Origin of the sequence: Hydrogenophaga sp. 70-12 (assembly GCF_001897365.1) — a bacterium.
Classification (GTDB): domain Bacteria; phylum Pseudomonadota; class Gammaproteobacteria; order Burkholderiales; family Burkholderiaceae_C; genus Hydrogenophaga; species Hydrogenophaga borbori.
In genome coordinates, this window is record NZ_MKSS01000217.1 from 1 (window position 1) to 2,002 (window position 2,002).

A 2,002-nucleotide genomic window follows, 5' to 3' on the forward strand; every position below is an offset into this window, starting at 1 on the left:
GGGCCAGGCGCGAGGTGAGGTCGCCCGCGGCCATGGTGTTGGCGAAGCGAACGGCCTGCGCCAGCGGCTGCACGGTCTGGCGCCGCAGCGCCCAGGCGGCGAACAGGGCGACCGCCAGCAGGGGCAGGGCCATGGCCAGGTGGGCCGCCAGGCCCAGGCGGGCGCCGATCTCGCCGACCAGCACGCCGGCCGCGGCCAGCGCCACACAGACACCGCCGATGGCGCGGCCCAGGCTGGGCCGCAGCGCGCGCCTCAGCAGGCCGGACAGGCCTTTCTGCACCACCTGGCCGCGCCGCAGGCTCAATCGGTCCTGGCCCTGGTCGCGCTCGGCGCGCAGGCGGGCGTACAGGGCCTCGGCCGCCTGCACCTGCTCGCGCGTGGGCTTGGTGCGCACGGACATGTAGCCCACGGTGCGGCCGTCCTGCACCACGGGGGTGGCGTTGGCCATCACCCAGTAGTGGTCGCCGTTCTTGCGCCGGTTTTTCACCGGCGCCGACCAGGGCTGGCCCGAGCGCAGCGTCTCCCACATGTCGCGAAAGGCCTCGGGGGGCATGTCGGGGTGCCGCACGATGTTGTGCGGCTGGCCCATCAGCTCCTCGCGGCTGAAACCGCTGACCGCGACAAACGCCGGGTTGCAGTAGGTGATGTGGCTCTGCAGATCGGTGGTGGAGACCAGGGTGACGCCATCGGGGATGACGTATTCCTGTTGGGAGACGGGCAGGTTGGCGCGCATGAGATGGTGGTTGGGGAGGGGCGGCGCTGTGATCGGCCGCTTCACCCATGCGCTATCGGCATTACCTCGCCGATATGTAGTACCGCCTCAGGGCCCGGTGCGTTTTCCGGCGCCGGGTTTGACCCAGATCAAATCCTCTTGGCGTCGGGCGGCCAGGGGGTGGACGCCCCTGCGGGCGTTCAGGTGCGCTTGAAATAGGACTGGTAGATCCGCGCCGTCCCATCGCGCTGCACCAGCAGCACGTCGTAGGGGTCCTGGCGGCCGCCGTAGTCGGGGCCGTCCATGCCCGGGCTGCCCACCGGCATGCCGGGCACGGCCAGGCCCAGGGCCTGGGGCTTGTCGGCCAGCAGGCGGCGGATTTCGCGTGCGTTCACATGGCCTTCGACGACATAGCCGCCGATGAGGGCGGTGTGGCAGGAGCCGTAGCGTTCGGGCAGGCCCAGGCGGCGGCGCACGGCGGTGTTGCCGCTGTCGTAGACCTGCACGGTGAAGCCGTCGGCCTGCAGGTAGCTCACCCAGTCCTTGCAGCAGCCGCAGTTGGGGTCTTTCCAGACCTGCAGCGGGGGCAGGGGGGACTTGGCCTGGGCCAGGGCCCCGATGGGCAGGGCCAGGGCGGCGCTGGCCAACAGCAGTTGTCGACGGTTCGTGGCGGGCATGGTGTTGGTTCTTTCGGCTGTCCGGGGTGGCGCTGCGCGTGTGCGCAGCGCGCGGGAATGAGCCGCGGGGCGGGCGGGAAGTTCCCTGGCGCGGCTCAGGCGTTCGCCAGCTGCGCCTGGGCCTTGTCGATCCAGTACTGCAGGCTGTCGTGCAGCTCGTGCGAGCTGAACGAGCAGCTTTCGCCGTCGAACAGCGCGCTGGATTCGAGACGGTCCAGCAGATTGCCCAGCACCTCGGCGAAACGCGGTGGCAGGGCGGCGAGCAGGTCGTGCTGCGCGCGCAGGCGCTCGCTGGCCTGGGCGGGCGAGAGCGAGCCCTCGCGCAGGCCGGCAAGGGCATCGGCCACGGGTTGGAGCAGGGTAGGGGGGCGCATGGCGCTCAATTCTGCCGCGCCACCAAGGGCGCCACCGGCGGCGGCAGGGTCATGCCGCGCCGCTCCATCACGGCCCGCAGGCGGTCGGGGTGATCGGTGATGAGGCCGTCGACGCCCCAGTCGATCAGGCGCTCCATGTCGGGCACCTCGTTCACGGTCCAGGGGATCACGCGCAGGCCTTCCTCGCGCGCGCGCTCGACCAGCGTGCGGTTGAGGTCGTGGAAATGGGGCGACCACAA

At 71.2% G+C, this 2,002-nt stretch carries 4 protein-coding genes; all 4 read right to left on the reverse strand.

From position 1 onward, the window contains the following. The coding region (locus BGO22_RS12800; protein WP_286851148.1) for a methyl-accepting chemotaxis protein at positions 1–733 on the reverse strand (733 nt) is incomplete at its 3' end. 179 nt (positions 734–912) lie between these two features. After that, positions 913–1,389 carry a DUF411 domain-containing protein gene (locus tag BGO22_RS12805; RefSeq protein WP_070400584.1) on the reverse strand — a complete coding sequence of 159 codons (477 nt, stop codon included), beginning with the start codon at positions 1,387–1,389 and terminating at the stop codon, positions 913–915. Between the two features lie 95 nt (positions 1,390–1,484). Beyond that, a complete protein-coding gene (locus BGO22_RS12810; protein ID WP_070400583.1) occupies positions 1,485–1,763 on the reverse strand; it encodes a hypothetical protein in 279 nt (92 codons plus the stop codon). 5 nt (positions 1,764–1,768) lie between these two features. Next, a partial coding sequence (locus tag BGO22_RS12815; protein WP_286851151.1) for a glycerophosphodiester phosphodiesterase family protein occupies positions 1,769–2,002 on the reverse strand: 234 nt, incomplete at its 5' end.

What these genes read in the sequence shown, in the direction of transcription:
- BGO22_RS12805 (WP_070400584.1), bottom strand. Translation starts at nt 1,389, where the DNA reads ATGCCCGCCACGAACCGTCGACAACTGCTGTTGGCCAGCGCCGCCCTG.
- BGO22_RS12810 (WP_070400583.1), bottom strand. Translation starts at nt 1,763, where the DNA reads ATGCGCCCCCCTACCCTGCTCCAACCCGTGGCCGATGCCCTTGCCGGC.